Raw genomic sequence first — 25,513 nt, forward strand, 5'->3', positions numbered from 1 at the left:
GCCGCGACGAGCGCGAAATTGTCTGCCGTGGTTGAGGTAAGATTCAGAATCTGACCCGTTCGCATAATTCTTCACAGCAGAATTTTTAATTCGTATTATTCCACTTATAATCGAATACAAAATTCTTTTCGCCGCTAACGCCCTCCTTCGGAGAAGCCATGAACTGTTTAATCCGCATCCGCCAACGTTACCCGTCGCTGGCGGCGAGCGACAAAAAACTTGCCGACTTTATTCTGGCTCAGCCGGACCAAACCCGCCATCTCAGCTCGCAGCAGCTGGCGGGCGAAGCGGGTGTAAGCCAGTCCAGCGTGGTGAAGTTCGCGCAAAAAATGGGGTTCAAAGGCTTTCCGGCATTAAAACTGGCGCTCAGCGAAGCGCTGGCTAGCAGCCCGGATCCGCACTCTGTACCGGTACATAACCAAATTCGCGGCGACGATCCGCTGCGTCTGGTGGGCGAGAAGTTGATCAAGGATAACATCGCGGCGATGCACGCCTCGCTTGACGTCAACAGCGAAGAGAAACTTCTGGAGGCTGTGACCCTACTGCGCGATGCTCGCCGGGTGATCATTACCGGCATCGGCGCCTCCGGGCTGGTGGCGCGCAATTTTAGCTGGAAGTTAATGAAAATTGGCATCAACGCCGTCGCCGAGCAGGATATGCATGCGCTGCTGGCAACGGTGCAGGCGATGTCGGCGGACGATCTGCTGCTGGCTATCTCCTATTCCGGCGAACGCCGCGAGATCAATATGGCGGCCGCTGAAGCGCTACGCGTTGGCAGCAAGATCCTCGCGATCACCGGGTTTACTCCCAACGCCCTGCAGCAGCAGGCTTCGCAGTGTCTCTACACTATTGCTGAAGAGCAGGCGACGCGCAGCGCGGCGATCTCCTCCACCAGCGCGCAAATGATGCTCACCGATCTCCTGTTTATGGCGCTGGTGCAGCAAGATCTCGAACACGCGCCGGAACGCATACGCCATAGCGAAGCGCTGGTGAAAAAGCTGGTCTGAGTAGAAAATGGGCGTATAATGCCCGCCCTGTTTGTGTTGTTTCTGAGATTTTCCTGATGGCGCTGTTAATCACCAAAAAATGCATCAATTGCGACATGTGCGAGCCGGAGTGCCCGAATGAGGCCATTTCGATGGGCGAGAGCATTTATGAGATTAACAGCGATCGCTGCACCGAGTGCGTGGGCCACTACGACACGCCAACCTGCCAGAAAGTGTGCCCGATCCCGAATACTATTCTCAAAGATCCGGCGCACGTCGAGAATGAAGAACAGTTGTGGGATAAATTCGTGCTCATGCACCACGCGGATAAGCTTTAACCGCGAGTTTAGCTTTCGACGATCACCGTGGCGCAGGCATAGTGGCGTTCATCGGCGAGAGTGACGTGAATAGCGCTTACCCCCATCCGTTCAGCCAATAGCTTTGCTTCGCCCCATAGCCGCAGTTTCGGCTTGCCTAATTCATCGTTGAAAACTTCGAACTGATTAAACGCCAGGCCGTTGCGAATACCGGTTCCGAGCGCTTTCGCCGCCGCTTCTTTGACCGCAAAGCGTTTTGCCAGAAAACGCACCGGCTGCTGATGATGCTCCCAAATGCTCCATTCGTGATCGCTCAGCACCCGGCGCGCCAGGCGATCGCCGCTACGGGCGATCACCGCTTCGATGCGGGCGATTTCGACGATGTCGGTACCCAGCCCGAGAATCGCCATTAGCCGCGCGCTTCCAGCATCAGGCGTTTCATTTCCGCGACAGCTTCTTTCAGGCCGCTCATCACCGCGCGACCAATAATGGCATGACCGATATTCAGCTCATGCATTTCCGGCAAGGCGGCAATGGCTTTCACGTTGTGATAGGTCAAACCGTGACCGGCATTCACCTTCAGACCAAGGCTGGCGGCATAAGTCGCCGCTTTGGCGATACGCTCAAGCTCTTTTGCCTGTTCGGCATCGGTTTTGGCATCGGCATAGCAGCCGGTATGGATTTCGATATACGGCGCGCCCACGTCGGCAGCCGCTTTGATCTGCTCATCATCCGCGTCAATAAACAGGGAGACCAGAATACCGGCATCCGCCAGGCGCTGACAGGCATCGCGCATCTTATCGCGCTGTCCGGCCACGTCCAGCCCACCCTCGGTGGTCACTTCCTGACGCTTCTCCGGCACCAGGCAGCAAAAGTGCGGTTTAGTTTCGCAGGCAATCGCCAGCATCTCTTCAGTGACCGCCATTTCAAGGTTCATTCGGGTGTGCAGAGTCTGGCGCAGGATGCGCACGTCACGATCGGTGATATGGCGGCGGTCTTCGCGCAGGTGCACGGTAATACCATCGGCGCCGGCCTGTTCAGCAATAAAAGCCGCCTGCACCGGATCCGGATAAGCGGTACCGCGCGCGTTACGCAATGTCGCAATGTGGTCAATATTGACCCCTAACAGTAATTCAGCCATGACAATCCTCGTTAATCATTATTCGTATTATCGGCTCGCGCCTTTCGCGCGGGCATAAACTGGCGAAACAGTTCCCGGCTCTTGAGCGGTTTCCCTCCAAGATACGGCTTCAGGGCGATGCGGGTAAAGCGCTTCGCGGCGCGCAGCGTATCTACATCCGGAAACTCTCGGCTAGCCAACGCTTTCAAATGGTGCCCGGTAAACGTGCTGTTATCAATCACCAGGCTGGCGATAAAGCCTTTTTCTTCACGATAGCGGTAGGTCATGGTGTCATCCACCGGGTCGCCGCTGCCGGCGCAGTGGAGGAAATCAACGCCATAGCCCAGGTGCCCGAGCAGCGCCAGTTCAAAGCGCCGCAGCGCGGGCTCCGGCGAACCGCTGGTCCCGGCAAGGGCCTGAATGCAGTGCAGGTAGTCGAAAAAGAGTTCGGAGAAGCGCGTTTCGTGCTCGAGCACACGGGAGATGAGTTCGTTAACGTAAAGACCGCTGTAGAGCGTGATGCCGCTGAGCGGCAGCGCCAGCGAGACGGCTTCCGCGCTGCGAAGGGTTTTGACTTCGCCGCGGCCGCCGAAGCGAACCAGTAAGGGGGTGAAGGGCTGTAAAGCGCCTTTGAGATTAGAACGTTTGGAGCGTGCGCCTTTGGCAACCAGGCGCACGCGGCCGGACTCTTCCGTGAAGACGTCCAGCATCAGACTGGTTTCGCTCCACGGTCGGCTATGCAGGACAAAGGCGCGCTGCCATCCATCCACGTTGCGTTAACTCAGAGGTCGTCAACGTAACCGAGACTGCGCAGCGCGCGCTCGTCATCGGCCCAGCCGGATTTCACTTTGACCCACAGTTCGAGGTGCACCGGCGCTTCAAACATCTCTTGCATGTCTTTACGCGCTTCGATGCCGATGGTTTTGATTTTGGCGCCTTTGTTGCCAATTACCATCTTCTTCTGTCCTTCACGCTCGACGAGGATCAGACCGTTGATGTCGTAACCGCCGCGTTCGTTACTCACGAAACGTTCAATTTCGACGGTCACGGAGTACGGCAGTTCAGCACCGAGGAAACGCATCAGCTTTTCGCGGATGATCTCGGAGGCCATAAAGCGCTGGGAACGGTCGGTAATGTAATCTTCCGGGAAGTGATGAATCGCTTCCGGCAGATGTTTACGTACGATCGACGCGATAGTATCAACGTTGGTGCCGGTTTCCGCAGAGATCGGCACGATGTCAAGGAAGTTCATCTGGCTGGCAAGGAACTGCAGGTGCGGTAGCAGATCCGCTTTTTCCTGCACGTTATCAACTTTGTTGACGGCCAGAATCACCGGCGCGCGCGCATCGCGCAGCTTGTTCAGCACCATCTCGTCATCTTGCGTCCAGCGGGTGCCTTCAACGACAAAGATAACCAGTTCCACGTCGCCAATCGAGCTGCTGGCCGCTTTGTTCATTAAGCGGTTAATCGCGCGCTTCTCTTCCATATGCAGGCCCGGGGTATCAACATAAATCGCCTGATACGGCCCTTCGGTATGGATACCGACGATGCGGTGACGGGTAGTCTGCGCTTTACGGGAAGTGATCGAAATCTTCTGCCCCAGCAGCTTGTTCAACAGCGTGGATTTGCCAACGTTTGGACGACCAACGATGGCGACAAATCCGCAATAACTTTTTTCTTCGCTCATTCCAGCTCCAGTTTTTTCAGCGCCTGTTCGGCGGCAGCCTGCTCCGCCTTGCGACGGCTGGAACCTGTGCCAACCACCGGTTCACTCAGGCCACTGACCTGGCAGTGGATAGTAAATTCCTGATCGTGCGCTTCGCCGCGTACCTGGACGACCAGGTAGGACGGCAGCGGCAGATGACGCCCCTGCAGATACTCCTGCAGACGAGTCTTCGGATCCTTTTGCTTATCGCCCGGGCTGATTTCATCCAGACGAGTCTGGTACCAGGAGAGGATTAAGCGTTCAACATTTTGAATATCGCTGTCGAGGAAAACCCCGCCGATTAAGGCTTCTACGGTGTCAGCCAGAATCGATTCGCGACGAAAACCGCCGCTCTTCAGCTCGCCAGGCCCAAGGCGCAGGCACTCGCCCAGTTCAAATTCGCGGGCGATTTCCGCCAGCGTATTGCCTCGCACCAGCGTCGCGCGCATACGGCTCATATCTCCTTCGTCTACCCGAGGGAAACGATGATAGAGCGCATTGGCGATCACGAAACTTAAAATAGAGTCGCCTAAAAACTCGAGACGCTCGTTGTGTTTGCTGCTGGCACTGCGGTGAGTTAATGCCTGTTGCAACAGCTCCTGATGAACAAAAGTGTAGCCCAGCTTTCGTTGAAGCCGATTAATTACGATGGGGTTCATGCGTTACCAATAAATGAATGCGTCAAAGATGCAGCACACGAAACCGACCTGAGCATACATACCCTTGATATATAAGGGCAGAAACTAACCAACGCGGTTTCGTGTGCAGTGTCACTCTTTCGAGAGACAACCAAAAACTTCGGGGGGATATTCTATACGCAACGACAAGGGATGTCGTTAGTTTGGATGGATTTAAATACTAAATAATTCACGCTGCCGTTATTGCACCAGCAGCGTGAATTAAGATGGGGAATTAGTGGATGCCGCCGATGCGCGATAAACGTACGCCGGTTGGCCACTCACCTTCCTGTTTTTCGAAGCTCATCCAGATGGCGGTGGCTTTACCCACCAGGTTCGCTTCCGGCACGAAACCCCAGTAACGGCTGTCGGCGCTGTTGTCGCGGTTATCGCCCATCATGAAGTATTCACCCGGCGGAACGACCCACGTTGCCAGTGGTTGGCCAGACTGACGATAGTACATCCCCACCTGATCCTGAGCGATAGGTACCGTCAGAATACGGTGCGTCACTTCGCCCAGCGTCTCTTTGCGCTCGGTCAGACGAATACCGTCGGCTTTGGTTTCGCCTTTTGGCAGTTGCCAGAAACCGCTGGTAGCTTCACCACCGTTGCGACGGGAGAAGGTCTGAACGAAATCGCTTGGTTCGACGTTGGAGTAGGTGATCGGCAAGGCGCTACCGCATGCCTGACCCGACGCGCAGCCAGGCTCGATCGTGACCTGTTTAGCGACCGGATCGTAAGTGACTTTATCACCCGGCAGACCAACCGCACGCTTGATGTAGTCAAGGCGCGGATCTTCCGGATATTTAAATACCACGATGTCGCCGCGCTTCGGATGACCGGTTTCGATCAGCGTTTTCTGGTAGATCGGATCTTTAATACCATAGGCGAATTTCTCCACCAGGATAAAATCGCCAATCAGCAGAGTCGGCATCATCGAACCTGACGGGATCTGGAACGGTTCATAGATAAACGAACGCACAATCAGCACAATCGCCAGCACCGGGAAGATCGAGGCGCCGGTTTCCAGCCAGCCCGGTTTTGGGCCGACCTTCTTCAGCGTTTTCTTGTCCAACTGATCGCCGGTCGCTGCCTGAGCAGCGGCCTGACGTTCACGACGTTTCGGTGCGAATACGAACTTATCCAGGCACCACAACAGCCCTGTCACAAGGGTCGCAATGACCAGAATCAGGGCAAACATGTTCGCCATGCCAACTCCTTAGATTATTTGCCGTCTTTACCAACGTGCAGAATGGCGAGGAACGCTTCCTGCGGCAGTTCAACGTTACCAACCTGTTTCATACGCTTCTTACCTTCTTTCTGCTTCTGCAGCAGCTTTTTCTTACGGCTGACGTCGCCGCCGTAGCATTTCGCCAGGACGTTTTTACGCAGCTGTTTCACGGTAGAGCGCGCGATAATGTGGTTACCAATGGCCGCCTGAATCGCAATATCGAACTGCTGACGCGGGATCAGCTCTTTCATCTTCTCGACCAGCTCGCGGCCACGATACGGCGCGTTGTCGTTGTGCGTAATTAACGCCAGCGCATCGACGCGCTCGCCGTTGATCAGTACGTCAACGCGCACCATGTTAGAAGCCTGGAAGCGCTTGAAGTTGTAATCCAGCGACGCATAGCCGCGGGAGGTGGACTTCAGACGGTCGAAGAAGTCGAGGACCACTTCCGCCATCGGGATTTCATAGGTCAGCGCAACCTGTTTGCCGTGGTAAACCATGTTGGTTTGCACGCCGCGTTTCTCGATACACAAGGTAATCACGTTGCCGAGGAACTCCTGCGGCAGCAGCATGTGACATTCGGCGATCGGTTCACGCAGTTCCTGAATATTATTCAGCGGCGGCAGCTTCGATGGACTATCGACGTAGATAACCTCTTTAGAGGTGGTTTCTACTTCATAGACTACCGTCGGCGCGGTGGTAATCAGGTCAAGATCGTATTCACGCTCCAGACGCTCCTGAATGATTTCCATGTGCAGCAGGCCGAGGAAGCCGCAGCGGAAGCCGAAGCCCAGCGCCGTTGAGCTTTCCGGCTCATAGAACAAGGATGCATCGTTCAGACTCAGTTTGCCCAGCGCATCGCGGAAGTTCTCATAGTCATCAGAGCTCACCGGGAACAGACCGGCGTAGACCTGCGGCTTCACTTTTTTGAAGCCCGGCAGCGCCTTATCCGCTGGATTACGCGCCGCGGTCAGGGTATCGCCCACCGGCGCGCCAAGGATGTCTTTAATGGCGCACACCAGCCAACCCACCTCGCCGCATTTGAGTTCGGTACGGTCAACCTGTTTCGGGGTGAAGATGCCCAGACGGTCGGCGTTATAGACCTGACCGGTGCTCATTACCTTAATTTTGTCGCCTTTGCGCATGGTGCCGTTTTTAATACGCACCAGCGACACGACGCCTAAATAGTTATCGAACCAGGAGTCGATAATCAGCGCCTGCAGCGGCGCGTCCGGATCGCCTTCCGGCGGCGGAATGTCGCGTACCAGACGTTCCAGCACATCCGGCACGCCAACACCGGTTTTCGCCGAGCAGCGAACCGCGTCGTGAGCGTCGATACCGACGATATCTTCAATCTCGTCCGCTACGCGCTCAGGGTCGGCCGCAGGCAGGTCGATCTTGTTAAGAACCGGAACGACTTCGAGGTCCATTTCCATCGCGGTATAGCAGTTCGCCAGGGTCTGGGCTTCTACGCCCTGCCCGGCGTCAACCACCAGCAGCGCGCCTTCGCACGCTGCCAGGGAGCGCGAGACTTCATAAGAGAAGTCAACGTGGCCCGGGGTGTCGATAAAGTTAAGCTGATAGGTTTCACCATCGCTGGCTTTATAGTCGAGGGTGACGCTCTGCGCCTTGATGGTAATGCCGCGCTCACGTTCAAGGTCCATGGAGTCCAGAACCTGGGCCGCCATTTCGCGATCAGAAAGGCCACCGCAAATCTGGATGATACGGTCAGACAGCGTCGACTTACCGTGGTCGATGTGAGCGATGATCGAAAAGTTACGTATATTCTTCATATTTAGAGTTAATTATGCCTTACGAGTCTCATGAGGCCGCTGTTCTGTGCCTGACGTTTTTTAATCCGAAAACGCCGCATTCTACACTACATCCGCGAAACCAGGAAATGCTGTTAGATCCAGCATAACGGCAGAATTGTGGCGTTGTATCAGGAAGCGTAAATAAAGATGAGGGACAGTGAAATCACTGCCCCATTTCAGAGGAAGGCGTATCAACGCGCAGCAAATCCGGCGGTAAACCGACGCTTAAAATCACCGGCTGCCACGACTGGCGAGCAGCCAGCTTCGGCGACAGCCCGCGCGCCACCAGGAATCCGCCGACGCCGCCAAGCAACGCGCCGCACAGCGAAGCAATATCGCTGGCAAACAACACCTGAAAAATAGATGCCATCACAAACAGCCCGAACAGCGGCGCCATGTAGACCAGCATCGCCGAACCCAGCAAGCTGCTTTCAGCAATGCCCAGCTCCACTTTTTGCCCGGCCGTCAGCGGCTGGTCGCAGGGAACGCTAATGGTATGGCTGGTTTGCGGCCCCAGTTTATTGAGCACCCGGCTACCGCAACCGGCGCGCGAGGCGCAGCTGCTGCAAGAGGCTTTAACATCGCAGTGAACCTGCGCCACGCCGTTATGCCAGGAGACGACAGTCGCCCACTCTTTGATCATTGCGCGGCCCTGAACTTAATGCTGTCTGAGATACGTTTTGCCGTCTGCGGCGGTAATTCGCCAACCACCGAGATTTCGGCGTTATCGCGCACCGAAGTGCTGACGGTACGGCGACCTGTGCGCAGCAGCTGATCGCTGCTGTTAGCCGTCGCGCGGTTAACGTTAACGGAGAAGCTAAACAGACCGTCGGAATAGAGACGAGACTCGACCGGACCGTCGAAGGTCGGTAAACGACGCTGGCTGCTGGAAACTTCCGTCACGCCCTGCGGCAGCCAGGTTGGCGCCCAGTTAAAGTTGGCTTTATTGCCGCTTTCCGGAACCGACAGTTGCGGCGGCAGGCTGGCTTTTGACAGCGCTTCCATACTCGAGCTTACGTTATCACCGATATTGAATGAGACCACCCGGAACTGCTCCAGGGTTTCACCGTCGCGGTCGAGCAAGTCGACGCGTAGCGGCAGCTTGGTCTCGGCATCCAACCACGCAATGTAGCTATAGCGCGTACCGTCGCGGGCCACCACGCGCACTACATCGCATAGGCGATCGGCGATACGCGTCCGGCCAACGGAGATGAAATCATAATACGAGGCCAGCTTTTTGAAATCGGTATACACCAGAGACGGCAAGGAATCGACGATATAGTCGCCGTTCAGGGTGAAGGGATCGAGACCGGGTTCAAAATAGCTGATTTCAGTACCGCGCAGCACCACTTCCCGACGAGGACCGTCGAGCTGCAGCAACTGAGCAAGGGGCTGGTTGTTCAACCGCACGTGACGATAGCGCAGCGACTCAACGCCCTGTTTGTTGATACTGACAAAAGACAGCTCGTAGTTGAGGGACTGGCTAGCCAGGTTCATCTGCTGCAACAACGCCCCGGACGATGTATCAGCCGAGGCGTTGGTGGAGAAGAACAGGCTGCCTGCCATGAGCGACATGGCACACCAAAGTTGCTTCATTACTGCGATTGCGTTCCTAAAGTTTGATAACCCGGCACCTGAACAGCGGCTTGCTGAGTCTGGGCCTGGCCAAACTGAAGCTGCTCAGCGTGCAGGCGACGCTGCAATTCATAGTCCTGCAGCATAGCATTAATACGACGACGTTGCTCCTGAACCTGCGCCTGCTGACCGCTGCCGGCGGAGGCATCGGCCGGAACGCCCAGGCTAACCGGGCTGGCTTTGCCCATCATCGGCATGGTGTTGAAGACTGGCGCTTCCGGCTGCTGGGAGGCATCGGAGTGTCCGTTATACTGCTGGACACCGACGATAACGGCCAGAGAAACGCACGCTGCCACGCCCATTTGGGTAAGCGAGCTGGCCCACGGGCGCACTTTCTGCCAGAAAGGCATTTGACGCCACTGGTGTGGAGCGGGTTGAGATTCAGGAATAAGCGGCGCAACCTGACGAGCAGGTTCGTTCTCGATGGCGGCCATCACGCGAGCTGAGATATCAAATTGGAGCATCTCAGCGGTATCGCCTCGCAGCGTGTCGCGGATGAGATGGTAGCTCTCCCAGGTTTTTTGCATTTCAGAAGAACGACTCAGCTCATTGAGCAGCTCGTTATCCAGCGTTTCACCATCCATTAAGGCCGAAAGTTTTTCTTTCTGCATGCCTGATACCCTTTTCCAGTATTCCGCTATCGTCAACGCCTGATTAGCGGTTGAACTTTATTATCAATAGCTTCACGTGCCCGGAAGATACGCGAACGTACCGTGCCAACCGGACAATCCATGATGGCGGCTATTTCTTCATAGCTCAGGCCATCCAGCTCCCGCAACGTAATTGCCATGCGTAAATCTTCCGGGAGCGATTCAATGGTACGAAAAACTATTTGTCTCAGCTCTTCTGACAACATTAAGTTCTCAGGGTTCGAAATTTCTTTCAATGCCCCGCCGCTTTCGAAGTTTTCCGCCTCGTTGGCGTCAACATCGCTTGATGGCGGACGGCGTCCCTGAGCAACCAGATAATTCTTTGCCGTGTTCACGGCGATACGATACAACCAGGTATAAAAAGCGCTATCCCCCCGGAAAGAATCCAGCGCACGCCACGCCTTCACGAACGATTCCTGAACAACGTCAGCGATATCGCCCGGCGGTACATAGCGGGAGACCAGGCTTGCCACCTTGTGCTGATAGCGCACTACCAGTAGGTTAAAGGCTTTCTGATCTCCTTTCTGGACCCGTTCAACGAGGACCTGATCCGTTAACTGCTCGCTCATCCGAGGTAATGTCTCCCCAAACCCAATTCCCATGCGTATTCAGAACACCACCCAAGCACTGCATTATGAGCAAGCAGACGTTTGGAGTGTCTGAACACAATAAAGTTCCGTTACGCTTTTGATTTTTGTCTGACAACGGTGGACTGATTGTTATCTCTCATTATAAGTCCCGTTGTTCAACGCCAGGTAAGCTAATGAAGAAAAAGCGCAAGGCCCGCCTGAAGGGTAACGTAACCCAACTTATTTTTCACTATAAAATCTGAAGGTAACGGTCTGCTTCGCAAATATTTTCTTTCGTTTACATATTTACTTTTCCGCCTGCCTTGTTTAGCCCGCACAACTATTCACGAAAATAATTGTACGATTTAGCCCCACCAGGTGCTATGGTGAGGCCATTGTGTTTAGTAAATTAAACAGAAGCTATGAAGACGACTCCCGACTTTTCCTGTGATGTATTGATTATCGGCAGCGGCGCTGCCGGATTGTCTCTGGCGCTGCGCCTGGCGGAACGCCACTCAGTTACCGTCCTGAGCAAAGGCCCGGTTAGCGAAGGTTCAACTTTCTATGCCCAAGGAGGGATTGCCGCCGTTTTCGACGAAACCGACAGCATCGAATCCCACGTCGAAGATACGCTCATCGCCGGGGCCGGCCTTTGCGACCGTCATGCCGTCTCCTTTGTCGCAAGCAACGCCAAACCCTGCGTACAGTGGCTTATCGATCAGGGGGTACTGTTTGATACCCAGGTCCAGGCCAATGGCGAAGAGAGCTACCATCTGACCCGCGAAGGCGGCCATAGCCATCGGCGGATCCTGCATGCCGCCGATGCCACCGGTAAAGAGGTTGAGACGACGTTGGTTGGCAAAGCGCTGGCACATCCGAATATCACCATTCTGGAACGTAGCAACGCGGTTGACCTGATTATCTCCGATAAGATTGGCCTGCCGGGTACCCGGCGGGTGGTGGGCGCATGGATCTGGAACCGTAATAAGGAAAAGGTAGAAACCTGCAGCGCAAGAGCCGTGGTGCTCGCGACCGGCGGCGCAGCTAAAGTCTATCAATACACCACCAACCCTGATGTCTCCTCCGGCGACGGCATCGCCATGGCCTGGCGCGCGGGATGCCGTGTGGCCAATCTCGAATTTAACCAGTTCCACCCTACCGCGCTGTTTCATCCACAGGCGCGAAACTTCCTCCTGACGGAAGCCCTGCGCGGCGAAGGCGCGCTGTTGAAACGGCCTGACGGTAGCCGCTTTATGCCGGACTTCGACGAGCGCGGCGAACTGGCCCCGCGCGATATCGTCGCCCGCGCCATCGACCATGAGATGAAACGCCTCGGCGTCGACTGCATGTATCTGGATATTAGCCATAAGCCCGAAGCGTTTATTCGCCAACATTTCCCGATGATTTATGAAAAGCTACTCGGCCTCGGCATTGATTTAACCAAAGAGCCGGTGCCTATCGTGCCAGCCGCCCACTATACCTGCGGCGGCGTGATGGTGGATGATAACGGACGTACCGACGTCGACGGCCTGTACGCTATCGGCGAGGTGAGCTACACCGGGCTGCACGGCGCCAACCGCATGGCCTCGAACTCATTGCTGGAGTGTCTGGTGTACGGCTGGTCGGCAGCCGAGGACATTGCCAAACGCCTGCCGCTGGCGCAAGCGGCGGAACAGCTGCCGCCGTGGGATGAAAGCCAGGTTGAGATCCCGGATGAACTGGTGGTGATTCAACATAACTGGCACGAACTGCGCCTGCTAATGTGGGATTATGTCGGAATTGTGCGTACCACCCGCCGGCTGGAACGAGCGCTGCGGCGTATTACTATGCTGCAGCAAGAGTTGGATGAGTATTACGCGCGTTTTCGCGTCTCCAATAACTTACTGGAGCTACGCAATCTGGTGCAGGTGGCCGAGCTTATCGTGCGTTGCGCCATGCAGCGTAAGGAGAGCCGCGGCCTGCACTATACGCTCGACTATCCGGACACGCTGGAAAACAGCGGTCCGTCGGTGCTCTCGCCGCTTGCTCACATAAAGAGATAGAAATCGCGGGTCAGGGCGGTAAAGCCTTCAGAGTACTGCTGCTCTGGCCCACGAACCACCAGCCGATCGCTGAAACACTCGCCGGCGCTGGGAGAGAATGCCAGCAGGACGCGATGCGGCGGACGCATTTCTGTTTCCGCCACGTCGGTGCGTAAGCGCAAATGCCATCCCATCGCTTTCGCCCTATCGACAAACGCATTACCAATATCCACCGGCAGCACTACGCAGAAAAAGCCCTCCTCGGTAATCAGATCCGCGGCGCAGGCGAGCAGCGTCGTATGATCGAGCGAGGTGGTATAACGCGCTTGTTCGCGCTGCGACGTCGCACAAGGGACGCCTTCGGCAAAAAACGGCGGATTGCTGACGATAAGCTCATAGCGCCGCGGCGGCTGCGGCTGCCACTGCTGAATCGGCGCCTGAAATACCGCGACGCGTCCAGACCAGCTGCTGGCCGCCACGTTATCCCGCGCCTGCGCCGCGGCCTCTTCATCCAACTCCACCGCATCCAATTGGACCGAATCCGCGGTACGCTGGGCTAACATTAATGCCAACAAACCGCTACCGGTTCCGATATCCAGCACGTGCTTCACCTGAGCAATCGGCGCCCAGGCGCCCAGCAGAATACCGTCGGTACCGACTTTCATGGCGCAGCGATCGTGGGCGACAAAAAATTGTTTAAAGGTAAAACCATTGCGCGGCAGCGCAAACTTCGACTGAGACATCCTCAAAACCTTGCTGACGAAAACTCCTGTGCTTAAGGCTATGCACAATACCGGAGAACAGATAGCCTTACAAACAGATGAACATTACGTCAGTAACGTCTATAATCGGCGGCCCACTCAGAGGTAGAACATGACTGTAACGACTTTTTCCGAACTTGAACTCGACGAAAACCTGCTGGAAGCGCTCCAGGATAAAGGTTTCACACGCCCGACAGCCATTCAGGCCGCCGCTATTCCGCCTGCGCTTGATGGCCGTGATATTCTCGGTTCTGCGCCGACAGGCACCGGTAAAACTGCGGCATATTTGCTGCCAGCGTTGCAGCATCTGCTTGATTTCCCGCGTAAGAAATCGGGGCCGCCGCGGATCCTTATCCTGACGCCGACCCGCGAGCTGGCGATGCAGGTTGCCGATCACGCCCGCGAACTGGCGAAGCATACCCATCTGGATATTGCCACCATTACCGGCGGCGTTGCGTACATGAACCACGCGGAAGTGTTCAGCGAAAACCAGGATATCGTGGTCGCCACCACCGGTCGCCTGCTGCAGTATATTAAAGAAGAGAACTTCGACTGCCGCGCGGTAGAAACGCTGATCCTTGATGAAGCGGACCGCATGCTGGACATGGGCTTTGCCCAGGATATCGAAACCATCGCCGGTGAAACCCGCTGGCGCAAGCAGACCATGCTGTTTTCCGCCACGCTGGAAGGCGATGCGATTAAAGACTTTGCCGAACGCCTGCTGGAAGAGCCGGTTGAAGTTTCTGCAAATCCGTCGACCCGCGAACGTAAAAAAATTCACCAGTGGTACTATCGCGCCGATGATATCGATCATAAAACCGCGCTGCTGGTTAATCTGCTGAAGCAGCCGGAAGCAACCCGCTCTATCGTCTTCGTGCGTAAACGCGAGCGCGTTCACGAACTGGCCGCTAAGCTGCACGAAGCTGGCATTACCACCTGCTGGCTGGAAGGCGAAATGGTGCAGATCAAACGTAACGAAGCGATTAAACGCCTGACCGATGGTCGCGTGAACGTGCTGATTGCCACCGACGTCGCCGCACGCGGTATTGATATTCCGGATGTCAGCCACGTGTTTAACTTCGATATGCCGCGCACCGCCGATATCTATCTGCACCGTATTGGCCGTACCGGCCGTGCTGGTAAGAAAGGCACCGCTATTTCGCTGGTTGAAGCGCACGATCACCTGCTGCTGGGCAAAATCGGCCGCTACGTTGAAGAACCGCTGAAAGCGCGCGTGATTGATGAATTGCGACCGAAAACCCGCGCGCCGAGCGAGAAGTTAACCGGTAAGCCTTCAAAGAAAGTACTGGCGAAACGCGCCGAGAAAAAAGAGAAAGAAAAAGAGAAGCCGCGGGTGAAGAAACGCCACCGCGATACCAAAAACATCGGTAAGCGCCGTAAGCCAAGCGCTGCCGGGACGCCCTCAACGTCTAACGAAGAGTAAAAAAAACGCCGGGATATCCCGGCGTTTTCACATCTGGCTTGAGCCTTACAGGCTTTCGGTAAAGGTACGAGCGATAACGTCGCGCTGCTGTTCCGGAGTCAGAGAGTTAAAACGTACCGCGTAGCCGGAAACACGAATAGTCAGCTGCGGGTATTTTTCCGGGTGCTCAACGGCATCCAGCAGGGTTTCACGACGCAGCACGTTCACGTTCAGGTGCTGACCGCCTTCCACGCGGACTTCCGGTTTCACGTCTACCGGGATTTCACGGTATTCGATTTCACCCAGTTTGCTCATCGCAACCACGTCATCTTCCGCAAAACCACCCTTGGCACACAGGCAGCGCGCTTCGCCTTTTTCGCTATCCAGCAGCCAGAAAGAGTTCAGCAGGTCGTCGTTTGCCGCTTTAGTAATTTGGATACCAGTAATCATTTGATGCCTCCCAGGCAGTGTTTATTCGATTTTGGCCTCTTAGCGGCCAATTGGTAAAACCATTGTTGTATGAGTGTATATATATCAGCCGCTCACCCGGCATTCATTGATTTAAATCAACAAAAACCACTCACTCAAAGTGGGTATATAGGGATAGTATTGTTTTACATCAAGTTACGCCAGTAGATGCCATAAAAAATATTGTAAATTTTCAATTTTTTTATGCGCAATCAGTCAGGAATAACGTCGCGATTTTGTTATGCAGAAAGAAGCAGTTAAGCTATGGGCATGACACTTTGCAGGAGAGCAAGATGACCACCCCATTAACCTGGCACGACGTGCTGGCGGAAGAGAAGCAGCAGCCCTATTTTCTCAACACCCTCAAGACCGTCGCCGAAGAGCGCCAGTCCGGCATGACTATCTATCCGCCGCAGAAAGATGTCTTTAACGCCTTTCGCTATACCGAACTGGGCGAGGTCAAAGTGGTCATCTTAGGTCAGGATCCCTATCACGGCCCGGGACAGGCGCACGGTCTGGCCTTTTCTGTTTTACCGGGAGTGCAGATACCGCCGTCGCTGCTGAACATGTATAAAGAGCTGGAAGGCACCATCCCCGGCTTTCAGCGCCCGGCGCATGGTTATCTCGAAAGCTGGGCACGCCAGGGCGTGCTTCTGCTTAATACCGTGTTAACGGTGCGCGCCGGCCAGGCGCATTCACACGCCAGTCTCGGCTGGGAAACCTTTACCGATAAAGTGATAGCGCTGATTAACCAGCATTGTGAAGGAGTGGTTTTTTTATTGTGGGGCGCACACGCGCAGAAAAAAGGCGCCATTATCGATCGCCAGCGCCATTGCGTTCTGAAAGCGCCGCACCCATCGCCGCTGTCGGCGCACCGCGGTTTCTTCGGCTGCAACCACTTTGTGCAAACCAACCAGTGGCTGGCCGAACGCGGTGAGGCGCCCATTGACTGGATGCCGGTGCTGCCCGCTGAAAGCGAGTGAGCGACGACAATAAAAAAGCCAGCATCAGCTGGCTTTTTGCATTCAGAGACCGATATCAGGCCTTATTCTGACGCCACCATTCCGCCAGCAGCACGCCGGTCGCCACGGAGACGTTAAGGCTTTCGACGTTACCGGTGCCGTCGATGGCGACGTTGAGGTCAGAGCTGGAGATCGCCGCATCGGACAGACCGTCGCGCTCCTGGCCTAATACCAGCACCATTTTTTTCGGCAGCTCGGCCTTAAACAGCGGCGTACCGTTATGGCTGGACGTAGAGACGATAGCGTAGCCAGCCTGACGGAACTGCGTCAGGGTATCGATAAAGCTGTCGCCGGTGATCGGCTCAACATGTTCCGCACCGCCTTCTGCAGTACGGATCGCCGCGCCAGACTCCAGCACGCCGGCATCCTGCACTACTACGCCTTTCACGCCAAAGTGCGCGCAGCTACGCATAATCGCGCCGAGGTTGTGCGGGTTGCCGACATCTTCCAGCGCCAGTACGCAATCTTCGGCTTCTGCTTTCGCCACCCACTGGGCCACGGAAGTACCATGACGTTTTTTGATCAGGAAGCAGACGCCGCCGTGGTGTTCGGTACCAGACGCCTTCGCCAGTTCGGCTTCGTCCACTACGTGGTAGGCCTTACGGTTGGCCGCCATCCAGCGCAGCGCCTCTTTAAAGCGCGGAGTGACGCTCTGGATAAACCAGGCGCGTACGATGGCTTCCGGACGGCTCTGGAACAGCGCCTGACAGGCGTTCTCGCCGTAGACGCGGGTCTCTTCCGCGCGCTGACGACGCAGCACTTCCGGATCGATAAAGCTCTTACCGCTGATACCGCCGTGATCTTCTTTTACCGGCGTCTCATCACCCGGAGCGCGGGAAACGGTGCGCCACGGGGACGCATCGTCACGGTTAAAATCATTGCGCTTGCGATCGTCGCGTTTGCGATCGTCGCCGCGGCTGTTACGTTCATCGCGCGCAGGGCGGCTGCGGCCGTCAACACGTGACTTTCCTGGACGCCCTCCCCCTTTCCCGGTACGCGGGTTATGGGTACGTTTGTCAGAATCATCATCACTGCGGACATACATCACTTTGACCTTGCCGCTTTTATTTTTCAGTTCGTCGCTCATCTATTTTCTCCACCTGCGCTGCGCGAAGCGCGAAGATTACCCGATGTATCTTCACTTAGCCATTATTTCATTTAAAAGCCTTGGTCTATTGTAACCATCGAACAAAAGACATTGTCCTTTATTCGCGCCTCATCGATAATATGTAACATTACAGAAACAAATCGGCCACGTGCCGCGCTGCAACCCCATAACCAGAGGTTAGTTATGAATACCGTTTGTGCCAGTTGTCAGGCTCTTAACCGCATCCCCGAAGACCGTAGCGCCGATGGCGCCAAGTGCGGACGCTGCGGCCACGATCTTTTTGACGGCGATGTCATCAACGCGACCGGGGCAACGCTGGATAAACTATTAAAGGACGATCTGCCAGTCGTTATTGATTTCTGGGCCCCGTGGTGCGGCCCATGCCGTAGCTTTGCGCCGATCTTTGAAGATGTGGCTGAAGAGCGCAGCGGCGAAATGCGTTTTGTGAAAGTGAACACCGAAGCCGAACGCGAACTGAGCGCTCGCTTCCGCATCCGCAGCATTCCAACCATTATGATGTTCAAAAATGGTGAAATGGTCGACATGCTGAATGGCGCCGTCCCCAAAGCGCCGTTCGATAGCTGGCTGAACGAAGCCAACCAGCAGTAACCCCACCGGGGCACCGCTTGTGCCCCGTTTTCTCCTCTGCGACAATAGCGTTTTTCATTAGCGACTCCCATGATTGATAACGCTGTCCTTCGGCTACGCGCCGAACGCCTCGCGCGCGCAACCCGGCCTTTTCTTGCTCGCGGCAACCGCATCCGCCGCTGCCAGCGCTGCCTGCTCCCCCTAAAACAGTGTCTGTGCGCAACGCTGGCGCCGGCGCAGGCCGACAGTCGCTTTTGCCTGGTAATGTTCGACACCGAGCCGATGAAGCCCAGCAATACCGGGCGCCTTATCGCCGATATTCTGCCCAACACCGAAGCGTTTCAGTGGTCGCGTACCGAGCCGCCGCGGGCGCTGCTCGATCTGGTCGCCAACCCTGATTATCAGCCTATGGTCGTCTTTCCGGCCTCTTATGCCGGAGCGGATCGTCAGGTACTGAGCGCCCCGCCGGAGGGTAAGCCGCCGCTGTTTATTATGCTCGACGGCACCTGGACGGAAGCGCGGAAAATGTTTCGCAAAAGCCCGTATCTCGATGCGCTGCCGGTGATCTCTGTCGACCTGTCGCGCATCTCCGCCTATCACCTGCGCGAGGCCCATGCCGACGGCCAGTACTGTACGGCGGAAGTCGCCATCGCCCTGCTGGACTTAGCCGGCGACGCACAGGCGGCTGCCGCGCTTGGCGATCACTTTAGCCTGTTCAGAAGCCGCTATCTGGCGGGAAAAACGCAGCATAAGGGCAGTATCACAGCACAACAGGCTGAAAGCGTTTAAAATCATTCGGTCACTGGGGATCAAAGGAGACCGGTATGAGCCAACGAGGCCTGGAAGCACTGCTGCGGCCAAAATCGATCGCCGTCATTGGCGCATCGATGAAACCGCAGCGCGCTGGCTATTTAATGATGCGCAATCTGTTAGCCGGCGGTTTTAATGGCCCAGTCCTGCCGGTGACGCCCGCCTGGAAGGCGGTGCTTGGCGTACTGGCGTGGCCGACTATCGACAGCCTGCCGTTTACCCCGGACCTGGCGGTGCTCTGTACTAACGCCCGGCGCAACCTCGAGTTGCTCGAGGCCTTAGGGCGGAAAGGGTGTAAAACCTGCATTATCCTCTCTTCACAGCCGGATCAGTACCCGGCGCTGCTCGAATGCGCCGCCCGTTATCAAATGCGTCTGCTCGGCCCCAACAGCCTGGGGCTACTGGCGCCGTGGCAGGGGCTGAACGCCAGCTTTTCGCCGGTCCCTATCCAGCGCGGCAAGCTGGCGTTTATCTCGCAATCCGCCGCCGTCTCTAACACCATTCTGGACTGGGCGCAGCAGCGTGAAATGGGTTTTTCGTACTTTATTGCGCTGGGCGATAGCCTTGATATCGACGTCGACGACCTGCTCGATTTTCTCGCCCGCGATAGCAAAACCAGCGCTATCCTGCTCTATCTGGAGCATCTCAGCGATGCCCGGCGTTTTGTCTCCGCTGCCCGTAGCGCCTCGCGTAATAAACCCATTCTGGTCATTAAAAGCGGCCGCAGCCCGGCGGCGCAGAAATTACTGCATGTAAACTCAGGGATGGATCCCGCCTGGGACGCCGCTATTCAGCGGGCGGGGCTGCTGCGCGTGCAGGACACCCATGAACTCTTTTCCGCCGTTGAAACCCTGAGCCATATGCGCCCATTGCGCGGCGAAAAGCTGATGATCATCAGTAATGGCGCCGCGCCGGCAGCGCTGGCGTTGGACGAACTGTGGCTGCGTAACGGCAAGCTCGCCAATCTCAGTGAAGCCACCTGTGACCAGCTCAGGCAGGCGTTACCGACAGGCGTCGAAGTGGCTAATCCTCTGGATCTGCGCGATGACGCCAGTAGCGAGCACTATCTCAAAGCGCTGAATGTATTGCTGGACAGCCAGGATTATGATGCGCTGCTGGTGATTCACTCCCCCAGCGCCGCGGCGCCGGGCACCGAAAGCGCGCTGGCGTTGATTGATGCCCTTAAGCGTCATCCGCGCGGAAAATACGTCACGGTGCTGACGAACTGGTGCGGGGAGTTCTCCTCCCAGGAGGCGCGACGGCTATTTAGCGAGGCAGGTATTCCAACCTATCGCACACCCGAGGGTACCATTACCGCCTTTATGCATATGGTGGAATACCGTCGCAACCAGAAACAGCTCCGTGAAACGCCGGTATTGTCTGATACGTTGACCGCCAATACCGCCGAGGCTCACACGCTGTTGCAGCGCGCGCTGAGCGAAGGCGCGACCTCACTGGACACCCATGAGGTCAGCCCGGTGCTGCGCGCCTACGGCATCCATACTCTTCCCACCTGGATTGCCGCCGACAGCGCCGAAGCGGTACATATCGCCGAGCAGATTGGCTACCCGGTGGCCTTGAAGTTACGTTCGCCGGATATTCCGCATAAATCTGAAGTTCAGGGCGTTATGCTCTATTTGCGTACTGCTGCTGAAGTCCAGCAGGCGGCGGACGCGATTATTGACCGGGTAAAAATGGCCTGGCCGCAGGCGCGCATTCATGGCCTGTTGGTACAGAGCATGGCCAACCGCGCCGGGGCACAGGAACTTCGGGTAGTCGTCGAGCATGACCCGCTTTTCGGCCCGCTGATTATGCTTGGCGAGGGCGGCGTCGAATGGCGAGCGGAAAATCAAGCCGCGGTCGCCCTGCCGCCGCTGAATATGAACCTGGCGCGTTATCTGGTGATCCAGGCCATCAAGAGCAAAAAGATCCGCGGACGCAGCGCGCTACGCCCGCTTGATATTCCCGGTCTCAGCCAGTTGCTGGTACAGGTCTCTAACCTGATCGTCGATTGCCCCGAGATCCAGCGGCTGGATATTCACCCCTTGCTTGCTTCCGGCAACGAATTTACCGCCCTCGACGTTACTCTCAGCCTGGCGCCATTTAGCGGCGACAGCGAAAGCCGGCTGGCAGTCAGACCCTATCCGCAGCAACTTGAGGAATGGGTGGTAATGAAAAACGGCGAGCGCTGCCTGTTCCGGCCGATCCTGCCTGAGGATGAACCTCTGTTATTAGCCTTTATTGAGCAGGTCACCAAAGAAGATCTCTATTACCGCTACTTCAGCGAGATCAACGAATTCACCCATGACGACTTAGCCAATATGACGCAGATCGACTACGATCGTGAAATGGCCTTTGTTGCGGTACGCGCCACGGAGCAAGGAAGCGAGATCCTCGGCGTGACCAGAGCGATTTCCGACCCTGATAATATTGATGCCGAGTTTGCCGTACTGGTACGCTCGGACCTGAAAGGTTTAGGCCTTGGCCGACAGCTCCTTGAAAAGCTGATCGCCTACACGCAAGGACACGGATTACAGCGCTTAAATGGCATCACCATGCCAAATAACCGCGGCATGATAGGCCTCGCCAGGAAACTTGGCTTTGCAGTGGATATCCAGTTAGAAGACGGAATTGTAAGCCTGTCTCTTGCACTAAATACGTTACATTCGGTGACAAGCGACAGCAATTAATGACCACATTCGCGGGTAGTGATGGTATTATTGCCCGCTTACGTCGTCTGCATGGTACAGAAGACCCTTCAATAAACAGAGAAGAAACGCACTGTGATGTTGTCAAAATTTAAGCGTAATAAACATCAACAACACCTTGCCCAACTCCCTAAGCTCTCTCAGTCAGTTGATGATATCGAGTTCTTTTACGCGCCGGCTGATTTCCGCCAGGCGCTACTGGCAAAGATAGCCCACGCCACCCAGCGTATTTGCATTATTGCGCTCTACCTCGAGCAAGATGATGGCGGAAAAGGAATACTGCAAGCCCTGTATGACGCTAAACGTCAACGTCCGGAACTGGATGTACGCGTGCTGGTTGACTGGCATCGCGCCCAGCGCGGCCGCATCGGCGCAGCAGCCTCCAATACCAATGCCGACTGGTACTGTCGTATGGCCCTGGAAAACCCTGGGATTGAAATCCCGGTCTATGGCGTCCCGGTCAATACCCGGGAAGCGCTCGGCGTGCTCCATTTTAAAGGCTTCATCATCGACGATAGCGTCATCTATAGCGGCGCCAGCCTGAATGATGTGTACCTGCATCAGCATGATAAATATCGCTACGATCGCTATCAGTGTATCCGCAACGGCAAGATGGCCGACGTAATGTTCGACTGGGTCGAGCAGAATCTGGTACAGGGTCGCGGCGTAAATCGACTGGATCGCCCGGATCGGCCGAAAAGCCCGGAAATCAAAAACGATATCCGCCTGTATCGCCAGGATCTGCGCGAAAGCGGCTATCACTTCACCGGCAATGCCGATGAAGATCAACTGTCAGTCACACCGCTGGTCGGGCTCGGTAAATCGAGCCTGCTCAACAAGACTATCTTCCACCTGATGCCGTGTGCGGAACATAAGCTGACCATCTGCACCCCGTATTTCAACCTGCCCGCCGTACTGGTCAGAAACATTATTTCTCTGCTACGCAGCGGCAAAAAAGTGGAAATCATCGTCGGCGATAAGACCGCGAACGACTTCTATATCCCGGAAGATCAGCCGTTTAAAATCATCGGCGCATTGCCTTATTTGTACGAAATTAACCTGCGTCGCTTCCTGAGCCGACTGCAATATTATGTGAATACCGATCAGCTCATCGTGCGTTTATGGAAAGATGACGATAACAGCTACCACCTGAAAGGTATGTGGGTTGATAACGAATGGATGCTGTTGACCGGCAACAACCTCAATCCGCGCGCCTGGCGGCTGGATTTGGAAAATGCCGTGCTTATCCACGATCCTAAGCATCAACTGCGCGAAATGCGGGAAAAGGAGCTTCAGCTCATCCGTACGCATACGACGGTAGTGAAGCATTATCGCGATCTACAAAGCATCGCCGACTATCCGGTGAAGGTGAAAAAGCTCATCCGCCGTCTGCGACGCATCCGCATCGACCGTCTTATCAGCCGCATTCTCTAAGATCAACGCCCCGTAATACGGGGCTTTTTTCAGGAAGCACTATGCGCTACTTCGTGATTATTATCCCTCTTCTGCTCAGTGGTTGCAGCCATATGGCCAATGATTCCTGGCGTGGTCAGGACAAGGCCCAACACTTTCTCGCGTCGGCAATGCTCTCCGCGGCCGGCAATGAATATGCGCAGCATCAGGGATACAGCCGCGATCGCAGCGCCGCCATCGGCCTGATGTTTTCCGTTAGTCTGGGGGCATCAAAAGAGTTATGGGACAGCCGCCCGGCTGGGAGCGGCTGGAGCTGGAAGGATTTCGCCTGGGATGTCGCCGGCGCCACCACCGGCTATGCGGTGTGGCAACTGGCGCATCAATAAGGTTACAAACGCAGGCCCTTCCCTTTGCCATGTAGCATCAGGGAGACCAGGAAGGCAATCGCCGCCATTACCGTCACGTACCAGTAGAAGGCATTTTCCATTCCCGCAGATTTAAGCGACAGCGCGACATATTCAGCCGAACCACCGAACAGCGCGTTTGCCACCGCATAGGACAGGCCCACGCCCAGCGCGCGAACCTGTGCTGGAAACATTTCCGCCTTCAGGATACCGCTGATGGAAGTGTAGAAGCTGACGATCAACAACGCGCAAATCACCAGCGCAAATGCGGCATACGGCGAGCTAACATTCTGCAGCGCACTCAAGATTGGCACGGTAAACAGCGTCGCCAGCACGCCGAAGCATAGCATTGAAGTGCGGCGCCCCACCTTATCCGAGAAGGCGCCAAACAGCGGTTGTACCAGCATATACACGAAAAGCGCCGCCGTCATAATCATGCTGGCGGTGCTGGCCGACATGCCTGCGGTATTCACCAGATATTTTTGCATGTAGGTGGTGAAGGTGTAAAAAGTCAGCGAGCCAGCGGCGGTAAAGCCCAGCACCATGACAAAAGCGCGGCGATTACGCCACAAACCTTTAAAGGAACCGGCCTCTTTCAGCGCACGAGTTTCCTGCTTCGAGGTTTCATCCAACTGACGGCGCAGCCACAGCGCGACGATGGCCAGTACGGCGCCCAGCGCAAAAGGAATACGCCATCCCCAGGCATGCAAGTCTTCATCACTGAGGATTTGCTGTAGCGCGACAACGACCAGTACCGCCAGCAGTTGACCGCCAATTAACGTAACGTACTGGAAAGAGGCGTAGAATCCTTTCTTTCCTTCTACTGCCACTTCACTCATGTAGGTCGCACTGGTGCCATATTCCCCGCCAACGGACAGGCCCTGGAACAGACGTGCCAGCAACAGCAGCGCCGGTGCCCAGGTACCGATAGTGGCGTATCCCGGTAGACAAGCAATCACCAGCGAGCCGAAGCACATCATGCATACCGAAATAAGCATTGAGGCTTTACGTCCGCGCCGGTCAGCAATGCGGCCAAATAGCCAGCCGCCGATGGGGCGCATCAGGAAGCCAGCGGCAAAAACTCCGGCTGTTTGTAACAATTGAGTGGTGGTATTTCCTGAAGGGAAGAAGATGTGCGCAAAATAGAGTGAGCAAAATGAGTAGACATAAAAATCAAACCATTCCACCAGGTTCCCTGAAGATGCACCCACAATTGCCCATACACGGCGCCGGGTATCGCCCTGCTCCAGGGCCCCCTGCTCGTTAATGCTACTTTCTGTCATTATAATTTTGCTCCAGCAAAGACCGTAATCTGTCTCATCGGGCGTGACACGTCACTTGGACAAATTAATTAGTGAACCAAATGTTATATAATTGTTATTTATTTATATGTGATTGTATTCACATTTTTTTTCGTAACACTGGTTTTCGCGATTTACGTCAGTACATGAGCAGTGAAAAAGTGAATTATGGCGAAGTGGGTATAACAACGGGGTTTTATATGGCTTTGAATGAAGGTGAGCGTGTGGATATGGCGCGATCTTCCCCGCAGGAGGTGCGGATCGGTAGCCCCGGTAAGCGCAGCGCCACCGGGGAGATGGCGGAGTACCTGTCCGCAAAACACAAAAACAAAAGGCCCGGTCTTCCGACTGAGCCTTTCATTTATATTGATATGATCGCTTTCCCCGGGGGCGGCGCGAGGCGCCTTTCCCGGGCTACGGGTTGCTACGCGGTCTGTAGCCCCGGTAAGCGCAGCGCCACCGGGGGGATATACCCCGCACAGCAAAAAACCCCGCACCTTTCGGTACGGGGTTCTTCTTATTTGATGCCTGGCAGTTTATGGCGGGCGTCCTGCCCGCCACCCTCCGGGCCGTTGCTGCGCAACGTTCAAATCCGCTCCCGGCGGATTTGTCCTACTCCGGAGAGCGCTCACCGACAAACAACAAATAAAACAAAAGGCCCAGTCTTGCGACTGAGCCTTTCGTTTTATTTGATGCCTGGCAGTTCCCTACTCTCACATGGGGAGACCCCACACTACCATCGGCGCTACGGCGTTTCACTTCTGAGTTCGGCATGGGGTCAG

General features: G+C 55.7%; 26 protein-coding genes and 1 rRNA gene. 10 read left to right on the forward strand and 17 right to left on the reverse strand.

Features of this window, described 5'->3' with window-relative positions; all coding sequences use genetic code 11:
* Nucleotides 1-158 precede the first annotated feature (158 nt).
* Entirely contained in the window at nucleotides 159-1,007 is an 849-nt protein-coding gene (locus tag PGR29_RS07535) for a MurR/RpiR family transcriptional regulator (protein ID WP_047043382.1), read from the forward strand.
* Between the two features lie 56 nt (nucleotides 1,008-1,063).
* Nucleotides 1,064-1,324, forward strand: a complete 261-nt coding sequence (locus tag PGR29_RS07540; RefSeq protein WP_015370294.1) for a YfhL family 4Fe-4S dicluster ferredoxin — start codon at nucleotides 1,064-1,066, stop codon at nucleotides 1,322-1,324.
* A gap of 8 nt (nucleotides 1,325-1,332) precedes the next feature.
* On the opposite strand, the gene acpS is transcribed toward PGR29_RS07540, so the two are convergent.
* From acpS to rseD, 12 genes are all read right to left on the reverse strand, one after another.
* Nucleotides 1,333-1,713 carry a holo-ACP synthase gene (acpS, locus tag PGR29_RS07545; protein ID WP_271031818.1) on the reverse strand — a complete coding sequence of 127 codons (381 nt, stop codon included), beginning with the start codon at nucleotides 1,711-1,713 and terminating at the stop codon, nucleotides 1,333-1,335.
* Nucleotides 1,713-2,444 carry a pyridoxine 5'-phosphate synthase gene (pdxJ, locus tag PGR29_RS07550; RefSeq protein ID WP_042893102.1) on the reverse strand — a complete coding sequence of 244 codons (732 nt, stop codon included), beginning with the start codon at nucleotides 2,442-2,444 and terminating at the stop codon, nucleotides 1,713-1,715. Before pdxJ ends, acpS begins: the two co-directional genes overlap by 1 nt.
* 11 nt (nucleotides 2,445-2,455) lie before the next feature.
* On the reverse strand, nucleotides 2,456-3,193 hold the full coding sequence (gene recO, locus PGR29_RS07555) for a DNA repair protein RecO (protein ID WP_032712187.1): 738 nt from the start codon (nucleotides 3,191-3,193) through the stop codon (nucleotides 2,456-2,458).
* 11 nt (nucleotides 3,194-3,204) lie between these two features.
* Nucleotides 3,205-4,110 carry a GTPase Era gene (era, locus tag PGR29_RS07560; protein ID WP_015370290.1) on the reverse strand — a complete coding sequence of 302 codons (906 nt, stop codon included), beginning with the start codon at nucleotides 4,108-4,110 and terminating at the stop codon, nucleotides 3,205-3,207.
* The gene (rnc, locus tag PGR29_RS07565) at nucleotides 4,107-4,787 is read right to left on the reverse strand and encodes a ribonuclease III (protein ID WP_020078171.1); all 681 of its coding nucleotides are present in this window, start codon (nucleotides 4,785-4,787) and stop codon (nucleotides 4,107-4,109) included. The genes era and rnc overlap by 4 nt, the downstream gene beginning before the upstream one ends.
* A gap of 253 nt (nucleotides 4,788-5,040) precedes the next feature.
* Nucleotides 5,041-6,015 carry a signal peptidase I gene (gene lepB / locus PGR29_RS07570; RefSeq protein WP_047067114.1) on the reverse strand — a complete coding sequence of 325 codons (975 nt, stop codon included), beginning with the start codon at nucleotides 6,013-6,015 and terminating at the stop codon, nucleotides 5,041-5,043.
* Between the two features lie 14 nt (nucleotides 6,016-6,029).
* Nucleotides 6,030-7,829: a translation elongation factor 4 gene (lepA, locus tag PGR29_RS07575; protein ID WP_008803765.1), complete on the reverse strand. Its 1,800-nt coding sequence runs from the start codon at nucleotides 7,827-7,829 to the stop codon at nucleotides 6,030-6,032.
* A gap of 184 nt (nucleotides 7,830-8,013) precedes the next feature.
* Nucleotides 8,014-8,493, reverse strand: a complete 480-nt coding sequence (gene rseC / locus PGR29_RS07580; RefSeq protein ID WP_032712292.1) for a SoxR-reducing system protein RseC — start codon at nucleotides 8,491-8,493, stop codon at nucleotides 8,014-8,016.
* Entirely contained in the window at nucleotides 8,490-9,446 is a 957-nt protein-coding gene (rseB, locus tag PGR29_RS07585; RefSeq protein WP_045392783.1) for a sigma-E factor regulatory protein RseB, read from the reverse strand. The genes rseC and rseB overlap by 4 nt, the downstream gene beginning before the upstream one ends.
* Nucleotides 9,446-10,096, reverse strand: coding sequence for an anti-sigma-E factor RseA (gene rseA / locus PGR29_RS07590; protein WP_015370285.1), 651 nt, complete (start codon nucleotides 10,094-10,096; stop codon nucleotides 9,446-9,448). The genes rseB and rseA overlap by 1 nt, the downstream gene beginning before the upstream one ends.
* 32 nt (nucleotides 10,097-10,128) lie before the next feature.
* Nucleotides 10,129-10,704, reverse strand: coding sequence for an RNA polymerase sigma factor RpoE (rpoE, locus tag PGR29_RS07595; protein ID WP_002914074.1), 576 nt, complete (start codon nucleotides 10,702-10,704; stop codon nucleotides 10,129-10,131).
* Nucleotides 10,701-10,802, reverse strand: coding sequence for a rpoE leader peptide RseD (rseD, locus tag PGR29_RS24915; protein WP_157195214.1), 102 nt, complete (start codon nucleotides 10,800-10,802; stop codon nucleotides 10,701-10,703). Before rseD ends, rpoE begins: the two co-directional genes overlap by 4 nt.
* 324 nt (nucleotides 10,803-11,126) lie before the next feature.
* Between rseD and nadB the strand changes: the two genes are divergently transcribed.
* A complete protein-coding gene (nadB, locus tag PGR29_RS07600) occupies nucleotides 11,127-12,746 on the forward strand; it encodes an L-aspartate oxidase (protein ID WP_015703185.1) in 1,620 nt (539 codons plus the stop codon).
* Here nadB and trmN read toward each other — a convergent pair.
* Nucleotides 12,731-13,468 carry a tRNA(1)(Val) (adenine(37)-N(6))-methyltransferase TrmN gene (gene trmN / locus PGR29_RS07605; protein ID WP_087858390.1) on the reverse strand — a complete coding sequence of 246 codons (738 nt, stop codon included), beginning with the start codon at nucleotides 13,466-13,468 and terminating at the stop codon, nucleotides 12,731-12,733. The genes nadB and trmN overlap by 16 nt on opposite strands.
* Before the next feature lie 130 nt (nucleotides 13,469-13,598).
* Here trmN and srmB point away from each other — a divergent pair, with 130 nt between their 5' ends.
* Nucleotides 13,599-14,930 carry an ATP-dependent RNA helicase SrmB gene (srmB, locus tag PGR29_RS07610; RefSeq protein WP_087858389.1) on the forward strand — a complete coding sequence of 444 codons (1,332 nt, stop codon included), beginning with the start codon at nucleotides 13,599-13,601 and terminating at the stop codon, nucleotides 14,928-14,930.
* Nucleotides 14,931-14,975: 45 nt separating this feature from the next.
* On the opposite strand, the gene grcA is transcribed toward srmB, so the two are convergent.
* Complete coding sequence (gene grcA, locus PGR29_RS07615; RefSeq protein ID WP_113374503.1) at nucleotides 14,976-15,359, reverse strand: autonomous glycyl radical cofactor GrcA; 384 nt, start codon at nucleotides 15,357-15,359, stop codon at nucleotides 14,976-14,978.
* A gap of 311 nt (nucleotides 15,360-15,670) precedes the next feature.
* On the opposite strand from grcA, the gene ung reads away from it, so the two are divergent.
* A complete protein-coding gene (gene ung / locus PGR29_RS07620; RefSeq protein ID WP_020078167.1) occupies nucleotides 15,671-16,360 on the forward strand; it encodes a uracil-DNA glycosylase in 690 nt (229 codons plus the stop codon).
* Between the two features lie 55 nt (nucleotides 16,361-16,415).
* Here ung and PGR29_RS07625 read toward each other — a convergent pair whose 3' ends face one another.
* Nucleotides 16,416-17,486: a tRNA/rRNA methyltransferase gene (locus PGR29_RS07625; RefSeq protein ID WP_015703188.1), complete on the reverse strand. Its 1,071-nt coding sequence runs from the start codon at nucleotides 17,484-17,486 to the stop codon at nucleotides 16,416-16,418.
* A 204-nt stretch (nucleotides 17,487-17,690) separates the two neighbouring features.
* Here PGR29_RS07625 and trxC point away from each other — a divergent pair, with 204 nt between their 5' ends.
* From trxC to PGR29_RS07650, 5 genes are all read left to right on the forward strand, one after another.
* On the forward strand, nucleotides 17,691-18,116 hold the full coding sequence (trxC, locus tag PGR29_RS07630; protein ID WP_015370277.1) for a thioredoxin TrxC: 426 nt from the start codon (nucleotides 17,691-17,693) through the stop codon (nucleotides 18,114-18,116).
* Nucleotides 18,117-18,185: 69 nt separating this feature from the next.
* The gene (gene tapT / locus PGR29_RS07635; protein WP_316424329.1) at nucleotides 18,186-18,884 is read left to right on the forward strand and encodes a tRNA-uridine aminocarboxypropyltransferase; all 699 of its coding nucleotides are present in this window, start codon (nucleotides 18,186-18,188) and stop codon (nucleotides 18,882-18,884) included.
* A gap of 35 nt (nucleotides 18,885-18,919) precedes the next feature.
* The gene (locus tag PGR29_RS07640; protein WP_087858387.1) at nucleotides 18,920-21,595 is read left to right on the forward strand and encodes a bifunctional acetate--CoA ligase family protein/GNAT family N-acetyltransferase; all 2,676 of its coding nucleotides are present in this window, start codon (nucleotides 18,920-18,922) and stop codon (nucleotides 21,593-21,595) included.
* Nucleotides 21,596-21,691: 96 nt separating this feature from the next.
* Nucleotides 21,692-23,047: a CDP-diacylglycerol--serine O-phosphatidyltransferase gene (gene pssA / locus PGR29_RS07645; RefSeq protein WP_316424346.1), complete on the forward strand. Its 1,356-nt coding sequence runs from the start codon at nucleotides 21,692-21,694 to the stop codon at nucleotides 23,045-23,047.
* 41 nt (nucleotides 23,048-23,088) lie between these two features.
* Nucleotides 23,089-23,412 (forward strand): YfiM family lipoprotein, encoded by a 324-nt coding sequence (locus PGR29_RS07650; RefSeq protein ID WP_087858385.1) that lies wholly within the window; start codon nucleotides 23,089-23,091, stop codon nucleotides 23,410-23,412.
* A 2-nt stretch (nucleotides 23,413-23,414) separates the two neighbouring features.
* Here the strand turns inward: PGR29_RS07650 and PGR29_RS07655 are convergent, their stop codons facing one another.
* Together PGR29_RS07655 and rrf are read right to left on the reverse strand one after the other, a co-directional pair.
* Nucleotides 23,415-24,713 carry an MFS transporter gene (locus tag PGR29_RS07655; RefSeq protein ID WP_113374507.1) on the reverse strand — a complete coding sequence of 433 codons (1,299 nt, stop codon included), beginning with the start codon at nucleotides 24,711-24,713 and terminating at the stop codon, nucleotides 23,415-23,417.
* Nucleotides 24,714-25,425: 712 nt separating this feature from the next.
* Nucleotides 25,426-25,513: ribosomal RNA gene (gene rrf, locus PGR29_RS07660) — 5S ribosomal RNA — on the reverse strand; the annotation flags it as partial.

Source organism: Klebsiella sp. 141203 (assembly GCF_032601985.1).
Lineage (GTDB): Bacteria > Pseudomonadota > Gammaproteobacteria > Enterobacterales > Enterobacteriaceae > Klebsiella > Klebsiella aerogenes.

Excerpts from the sequence above, each read along its gene's own strand:
- PGR29_RS07535 (WP_047043382.1), top strand. The coding sequence starts at position 159 with ATGAACTGTTTAATCCGCATCCGCCAACGTTACCCGTCGCTGGCGGCG.
- PGR29_RS07540 (WP_015370294.1), top strand. The coding sequence starts at position 1,064 with ATGGCGCTGTTAATCACCAAAAAATGCATCAATTGCGACATGTGCGAG.
- acpS (WP_271031818.1), bottom strand. The coding sequence starts at position 1,713 with ATGGCGATTCTCGGGCTGGGTACCGACATCGTCGAAATCGCCCGCATC.
- pdxJ (WP_042893102.1), bottom strand. The coding sequence starts at position 2,444 with ATGGCTGAATTACTGTTAGGGGTCAATATTGACCACATTGCGACATTG.
- era (WP_015370290.1), bottom strand. The coding sequence starts at position 4,110 with ATGAGCGAAGAAAAAAGTTATTGCGGATTTGTCGCCATCGTTGGTCGT.
- rnc (WP_020078171.1), bottom strand. The coding sequence starts at position 4,787 with ATGAACCCCATCGTAATTAATCGGCTTCAACGAAAGCTGGGCTACACT.
- lepB (WP_047067114.1), bottom strand. The coding sequence starts at position 6,015 with ATGGCGAACATGTTTGCCCTGATTCTGGTCATTGCGACCCTTGTGACA.
- lepA (WP_008803765.1), bottom strand. The coding sequence starts at position 7,829 with ATGAAGAATATACGTAACTTTTCGATCATCGCTCACATCGACCACGGT.
- rseC (WP_032712292.1), bottom strand. The coding sequence starts at position 8,493 with ATGATCAAAGAGTGGGCGACTGTCGTCTCCTGGCATAACGGCGTGGCG.
- rseB (WP_045392783.1), bottom strand. The coding sequence starts at position 9,446 with ATGAAGCAACTTTGGTGTGCCATGTCGCTCATGGCAGGCAGCCTGTTC.
- rseA (WP_015370285.1), bottom strand. The coding sequence starts at position 10,096 with ATGCAGAAAGAAAAACTTTCGGCCTTAATGGATGGTGAAACGCTGGAT.
- rpoE (WP_002914074.1), bottom strand. The coding sequence starts at position 10,704 with ATGAGCGAGCAGTTAACGGATCAGGTCCTCGTTGAACGGGTCCAGAAA.
- nadB (WP_015703185.1), top strand. The coding sequence starts at position 11,127 with ATGAAGACGACTCCCGACTTTTCCTGTGATGTATTGATTATCGGCAGC.
- trmN (WP_087858390.1), bottom strand. The coding sequence starts at position 13,468 with ATGTCTCAGTCGAAGTTTGCGCTGCCGCGCAATGGTTTTACCTTTAAA.
- srmB (WP_087858389.1), top strand. The coding sequence starts at position 13,599 with ATGACTGTAACGACTTTTTCCGAACTTGAACTCGACGAAAACCTGCTG.
- grcA (WP_113374503.1), bottom strand. The coding sequence starts at position 15,359 with ATGATTACTGGTATCCAAATTACTAAAGCGGCAAACGACGACCTGCTG.
- ung (WP_020078167.1), top strand. The coding sequence starts at position 15,671 with ATGACCACCCCATTAACCTGGCACGACGTGCTGGCGGAAGAGAAGCAG.
- PGR29_RS07625 (WP_015703188.1), bottom strand. The coding sequence starts at position 17,486 with ATGAGCGACGAACTGAAAAATAAAAGCGGCAAGGTCAAAGTGATGTAT.
- trxC (WP_015370277.1), top strand. The coding sequence starts at position 17,691 with ATGAATACCGTTTGTGCCAGTTGTCAGGCTCTTAACCGCATCCCCGAA.
- tapT (WP_316424329.1), top strand. The coding sequence starts at position 18,186 with ATGATTGATAACGCTGTCCTTCGGCTACGCGCCGAACGCCTCGCGCGC.
- PGR29_RS07640 (WP_087858387.1), top strand. The coding sequence starts at position 18,920 with ATGAGCCAACGAGGCCTGGAAGCACTGCTGCGGCCAAAATCGATCGCC.
- pssA (WP_316424346.1), top strand. The coding sequence starts at position 21,692 with ATGTTGTCAAAATTTAAGCGTAATAAACATCAACAACACCTTGCCCAA.
- PGR29_RS07650 (WP_087858385.1), top strand. The coding sequence starts at position 23,089 with ATGCGCTACTTCGTGATTATTATCCCTCTTCTGCTCAGTGGTTGCAGC.
- PGR29_RS07655 (WP_113374507.1), bottom strand. The coding sequence starts at position 24,713 with ATGACAGAAAGTAGCATTAACGAGCAGGGGGCCCTGGAGCAGGGCGAT.